Consider the following 6,006-nt stretch of genomic DNA (forward strand, 5'->3'; position numbering starts at 1 on the left):
ATAAGAGGCATAAGGAAGTGGTTTTACTGACCAGAAAACTTAATTGGTACAAAGAAGAATTATTTGCCCGTTTTGTCCCCTATAAGTTTGAGGGAGTCTGGGAGGGTAAAAATGTCGAAAATTTAGTGGGTTAAAGAGGCAGCCCGCAATAGTTTTGGAGATCTTTTATCAGGCCTTTCAGCAATACTTATTTTTAGATTGCAATTGGAAGAGATCTTAAAGTGAAGATGGGTGTTCAATATCCCTACATGAATTAAAACAGGGAGAATCCTGATCATTATCATTTTTCTAATCAATTTTTTAAGGGAAATTTGCTTCGAGTCCTATGGTCAAGACTTGAACTTATGCCGATTAATTAACCTGTATGCATGATGAATACCATCAATCTAGAATATACCATTGCAGGAGCCGATCATGGGGAAACAATCCTTTTTGTGCATGGGGCGGGCGCGAGTATCCTCCAATTTCAGCAACAGCAAGCATTTTTTTCAGGTAGGTATAGGGTAGTTTTGCTATCCTTAAGAGGGCATGGAGATTCTCCAAAACCCTCACCGAATACTACCGGTCAATACGCCTTGACCCTATTGGCAGCAGACATTATCCAATTGATTGAGGACCTTCATTTGGACCGGATAAATTATGTTGGTAATTCTGCAGGAGGTGTGCTGGGCTATCTGGTGGTCAGCAAAGTGCCTGAAAAATTCTTAAGCTTAACCACTTTTGGGACTACTGGGCAGATGAAATTTCCAAAATTCCTTGCCCCTGTATTTAGGGGGATTGACGCTTTTATGCTTCGGTTTTTTAAAAATTGGTACCTAAGATTGATGGTTTCCCATACGGCCACCAATGAGGCCTCCAAGGATATTTTTTTCCAAATGTTTGAAAAGGCGGTACCTGCCATTCCCCATTTCAGATACAATTTGGTAAATTATGATTTCACTGGGTTAATAGCGCAATGTCCTGTTCCCTATACCTTGATCAAATGTGAATTTGACAAAGGGATCAATGGGATGTTAAAATCAACACTAAAGGCTATCGATGCCAATCCATCAGCAAAGGTGATCGAGTTGAAAGGAGTAGGTCATGTGGCCAACCTGGACGATCCCAAAGCATTCAATAATTGCCTAATGGACATCTTGAAAAATCTAATTGATCAATCATGAAGCAGGGAATATTTTCAAGCTCATATGGAGACATATACTATGAACTTTCAGGTGCAGAAGATAGTCCCACCTTGGTTTTTATCCATGGAGTAGGTATGGACCATGCTACTTTTCAGGAGCAGCTCAATGCTTTTCAACCTCAATACCGGACATTGGTCTGGGATTTACCGGGACATGGTACCTCATCCTTGAAAAATTACAATAAGCGTTTTACAGAATTGTCCGCTGACTGTTTGCACGAGCTGCTGGAAGCACTGCGAATTACCCAAGCAGTTTTGATTGGGCAATCTTTGGGAAGTATTGTGGCTCAGTATTTTCAGTTGAAACATCCTGATAAAGTATTGGCCGTGGCCCATGCTCCTGGAATAGAACTGAAATCCCATGTGGGGAAATGGGCGAGAAAGCTAGTTCCCTTTTTTATCTTTTTGATCGATTTGATTCCCGAAAAGATGTTCTACCAATCCTTTGGTAAGCACAGAGCGGTAATAAAGGAAGTACAGGATTATTTGTCAGCTACCATGAAGAAGACCGGGAAGAAATTTGCGCTAAAAATAACTGCTGATATGAGCTACGATCTCATCGACCCATCTCCTCAAGCTCCAAAAGTACCTTTGTTGATGCTTTTTGGGGAAAAGGATTTGGCATTTATCAGAAATGCATCCAGAAAATGGCATAGAAGTGAACCCCTTAGCCAATATATAGAAATCCCCAATGCCAACCATATCGCCAATCAGGATAATCCTGAGGCTTTTAACCGAGTATTGAGGCAGTTTTTGGAGGCACTATTTAAGAATAATTGAAGGTTTAAAATGGATTAAGCCTCATAAGTACTTTTAGTAGTTGCAAGAATATGTTTCTAAATCTACTGGCAAAGAAGCGTATAATCATTTATTACAAAAACAGTTCTTCAACATTAGTAGGGAATCAAATATTACTATCGATATAAATAAATGATTATGAACATGTTGGAATCAATTAGGGGAAGTTAATTTTAGATTATTTGTTTTACCTGTAAACTTATCTGCTATCAGCAACTATGAGTAAATTTATGCTGAACATTGACAAAAATCATGTTATACATATTTTGCTGTTCCTAAATTTACAGTCTTAATAAAGAAGATGAAATCAAGCTTGCCTGCCGATAGGAGGGGATTCCAGAGGCTGCCTCGATCCATCGGAGTGACCACTGAATATCAATTATCGACACATGAAAAATTTTCTTTTTTTGATTCCCTTTTTTCTTTTTCTACATCCTGTATTGGCTCAGAACAAGAAACATACCCTTCTGCTAAACACAGGCACCCAGAACACCTGGGAAAGGGATTTTGCATATTCTCCATTGGTTTATGCAGGAAGTAATGCAGGGTTCACTTTGGGCTTTTCCGGTGAAGGGCATAAGAAAACAGATGAAGTTTATATCCATTACAGCAGGCTTCCACTTCAAAATCAGTTCAATGCAGAAATGAGCGCAACCCATGCCAGCATCATGACTTATACTTTTTACAAATGGGATTGGCTGCCTAGACAATTGAACTTGGGATGGTCTAACAATAATGCCCTGAGCTTAAGGAACTACCAAGATTCCCAGAATTTCAATCCAAGGTTTGATTTCCACACTTCTTTTGGTCCTGCTGCCCGTTTTCAAACCTATTTCGGGAAACAGCAGCAATGGAGATTTGCCTCTCAGGCACATCTACAGGTAATAGGTTTTCTTTTCTCTGCATCATATATCACCAGTCCACCTGACCCTTTTCTACATGAGCAGTCCACATTCAATGCATTTATGCAATCAATTTCTTTGTTTCAGCCGTTCCGACAACATGATTTGGGTATGATGAATCAATTGTTTTATCAGTTGACCAACGGCAATGAAATAGGGATTGGTTATCGTTGGCACTACACTTCACTTGAAAATGCCCACAGATCACAGCGCTCAGGTGGGCATTATTTCTTCCAGTTAAACTTTCAGCTATGAGACAGTTACGAATTATCAACAGGTTTTTGCTGATTTTCCTGGCCACCTGGACCATGTCTTGTGAGGAAATTATTGCACCTAAGTCACCAGAGTCCAGCCCTAGAGCTGTATTCGAACATTTGTGGCAGGATGTCAATAACAGATACAGCTTTTTTGAAGAAAAACAGATTGACTGGGAGTCAGTGAAACAAATTTACAGTCCCCTGATTCACGAAAACATGGAACCTGATGCGCTTTTTGATGTGCTTGGGGAAATGCTGGCAGAATTGGAGGATGGTCATGTGAATCTCTTAAGTACATTCAACCGCTCACGCAACTGGAGTTGGTATGAAAATTTCCCCTTGTTTTATGATCAGCAACTGATAGATGATATTTACCTCCGAACTGATTTCCGCATTGTGGGACCAATGCATGTGCAGACGGTAGACAACATGTTGTATGTCAATTACCGTTCTTTTGAGCGGAGGATCAGTCAGGCAAATATGGACGAGATTATTCGCTTGATGCAGTTTCATGAGGGATTGATAATCGATGTCAGGAGTAATGGGGGAGGAAGCCTCCAAAATGCCCACAGTATTGCTTCCCGATTAATCGAGCAGGAGCTTACTTATGCGAGACAGCGCTTTAAAACGGGACCGGGCAACACAGATTTTACGCCTTGGGCCAATCTCCGGATTACGCCCCAATCCGGGGAGAAATATTTAGGGAAAGTCGCTGTTTTGACCAATCGTCGTTCTTACAGCAGCACTACATTTTTTGCCCAGATGATGAAGGCATTGCCTCAGGCCCGTTTGTTTGGGGATCAGACGGGAGGGGGTGGAGGTATACCTGTATTTGCAGAGCTACCCAATGGTTGGACTTATCGTTTTTCAGGAAGTCAGACAGTGGATTTGGATGAGGTGCAGCTTGAATTTGGTGTTCAAGTGGATCAATTACTTACTCATCCATCAGAGCTTATGCCTGGTAAAGACCATTTTATAGAAGCAGCGGTTTCGTGGTTGAAATCAAATCCATAGTTTCTAATAGAAAATAAAAATCCATCCAGAGCTTTATGTACCGTTTGGCTTTTTTATTTTAATTCCCAGGTGGTCACTCGGGAAAAACACCTTTTAGATTTTGATCTCTATCGGGGTTTTCAAGATTGATGACCAGATCATTTTTTTGATTCATTAATTCATTTATCGATAATGCCTTAAAGAATTTTTGACCCCTTTTATGATGGGTGTGAAAACCTTTATCCGAAAGATTATCCCCAAAAGCATTAAACACTCTTCTGCTTTTGTGGTATTATTGGGTGGGATTTGTTACTATCGACAGTTGAGTTTGACTTCAATGGTGTTTTCAACAGTTAGCGAAATTTTCAAAAGTGAAATAGGAAGCCATTAAAAACCCCAGAGGGGTTTACTAAAAGTAGCACTGGGATACCACTCAGTGAAAACAGAAATGTCGAATATAGTCAAGCTTCAAGGACTTGACTATTATCGAATGAAATGGTCCTTGTAATAATGCCTTTTTCAATAAAAAATATATGCCAACCAGCATGTCCAAAACATACGATTATATATTTGCAGGTTCCGGTTTGTCTGGATTGAGTCTGTTGTACCGTCTTTTGAAAGAAGAAAGCTTGCAACATAAAGATATTCTGGTCATTGACAGTGCCTCCAAAAACCAAAATGATAGGACTTGGTGCTTTTGGGAAAAGGAAGAAGGTCCTTTTGAATCCTTGGTGTGCCATGAATGGAAAACTTTGCAGTTTTTTTCTCCTCAGGTTTCCAAGGAGTTTGAGATGCAGGAATACCGCTATAAAATGATCCAATCGGGCGATTTTTATGCCCATGTCCTTGATTTTGTTCAAGGATTCAAAAATGTCAGTTTCCTTAAAGAAGAGATCATTGAAATAGTAGAAGAAGGTGAAAAAGCCTTGGTGAAAACCGATAAGAGGAGTTATACTACGGATTACGTATTTAACTCTACTTCTTTGTTCCATCCCAAAATGACAGAAGAAAATACCTTATTGCAGCATTTTTTGGGTTGGTATATCAAAACGAAAGAGCCTGTATTCAATCCCCAGGTAGGCACTTTGATGGATTTTACGCTATCACAACACCATGGGACTACCTTCATGTACGTACTGCCAACAAGCCCTTGTGTCGCCTTGGTGGAATATACCCTGTTTACAGAAAGGATCCTAAAGGAAGAGGAGTATGAAGAAGCTTTAAGGAGCTATATCCAGGAAAAATTAGGCATATCGGAATATGAAATCACCCACACAGAATTTGGAGTGATACCCATGTCTTTGGCAAAGTTTTCTTCTCATTTGGGCAAAAATAAACGCATCATCAATATAGGCACTGCTGGGGGGTACACCAAGCCCAGTACCGGTTATACTTTCCAGTTTGTGCAGAAGCATGTTGGGCAGGTTGTAGCGCAACTTAAAAAAGACCAGTCTCCAGTGGTAATTCCATCTTTTAGAGAAAATATGTTTGAGTGGTATGACAGGACATTACTGGATGTGCTGCTGACCAAGAGTCTGAGTGGGCAGCAGATTTTTTCCAGTCTCTTCAAGAAGGTTGAACCAGAGCGGATTTTGGCTTTTCTAGCCAATGAAAGTAATTTTTGGGAAGAATTTACGATAAGAAACAGTGTCCCAATTTTACCTTTTGCGTTTTCGGGTATAAAACAGCTTTTGGGTTTGGGAAAGAAATAGTAAAGAGGGTAGAAGCGTGAAGCGAAAGACGCCCTTCCGACTGGGGCATCCGGGCGGTAGAGAAAGGATGACGGATGAGGGAGGAAGGGACGTATAATATCAATGAGTAAGAAATTATGAATGAAAAATTAATAATTTAAAATGAACCACAGAGAAAATCA

Annotated in this window: 5 protein-coding genes; all 5 read left to right on the top strand. The window is 40.2% G+C overall.

All coding sequences use genetic code 11. The annotated features are described in order from the left end of the window. The first annotated feature begins 368 nt into the window (after positions 1-368). The 5 genes from EA341_RS18215 to EA341_RS18235 all read left to right on the top strand — a co-directional run bounded on the left by EA341_RS18215 (position 369) and on the right by EA341_RS18235 (position 5,845). The gene (locus EA341_RS18215; protein WP_293016603.1) at positions 369-1,163 is read left to right on the top strand and encodes an alpha/beta hydrolase; all 795 of its coding nucleotides are present in this window, start codon (positions 369-371) and stop codon (positions 1,161-1,163) included. After that, the gene (locus EA341_RS18220; RefSeq protein WP_293016604.1) at positions 1,160-1,963 is read left to right on the top strand and encodes an alpha/beta hydrolase; all 804 of its coding nucleotides are present in this window, start codon (positions 1,160-1,162) and stop codon (positions 1,961-1,963) included. The genes EA341_RS18215 and EA341_RS18220 overlap by 4 nt, the downstream gene beginning before the upstream one ends. 407 nt (positions 1,964-2,370) lie before the next feature. Then, entirely contained in the window at positions 2,371-3,138 is a 768-nt protein-coding gene (locus EA341_RS18225) for a hypothetical protein (protein ID WP_293016605.1), read from the top strand. Continuing rightward, entirely contained in the window at positions 3,135-4,154 is a 1,020-nt protein-coding gene (locus tag EA341_RS18230) for a S41 family peptidase (RefSeq protein ID WP_293016606.1), read from the top strand. Before EA341_RS18225 ends, EA341_RS18230 begins: the two co-directional genes overlap by 4 nt. A 524-nt stretch (positions 4,155-4,678) precedes the next feature. Beyond that, complete coding sequence (locus EA341_RS18235; protein WP_293016607.1) at positions 4,679-5,845, top strand: lycopene cyclase family protein; 1,167 nt, start codon at positions 4,679-4,681, stop codon at positions 5,843-5,845. Positions 5,846-6,006: the final 161 nt, after the last annotated feature.

It is taken from the genome of Mongoliibacter sp. (assembly GCF_007692705.1).
Classification (GTDB): Bacteria; Bacteroidota; Bacteroidia; order Cytophagales; family Cyclobacteriaceae; genus Mongoliibacter.

Excerpts from the sequence above, each read along its gene's own strand:
- EA341_RS18230 (WP_293016606.1), top strand. The coding sequence starts at position 3,135 with ATGAGACAGTTACGAATTATCAACAGGTTTTTGCTGATTTTCCTGGCC.
- EA341_RS18235 (WP_293016607.1), top strand. The coding sequence starts at position 4,679 with ATGTCCAAAACATACGATTATATATTTGCAGGTTCCGGTTTGTCTGGA.
- EA341_RS18215 (WP_293016603.1), top strand. The coding sequence starts at position 369 with ATGATGAATACCATCAATCTAGAATATACCATTGCAGGAGCCGATCAT.
- EA341_RS18220 (WP_293016604.1), top strand. The coding sequence starts at position 1,160 with ATGAAGCAGGGAATATTTTCAAGCTCATATGGAGACATATACTATGAA.
- EA341_RS18225 (WP_293016605.1), top strand. The coding sequence starts at position 2,371 with ATGAAAAATTTTCTTTTTTTGATTCCCTTTTTTCTTTTTCTACATCCT.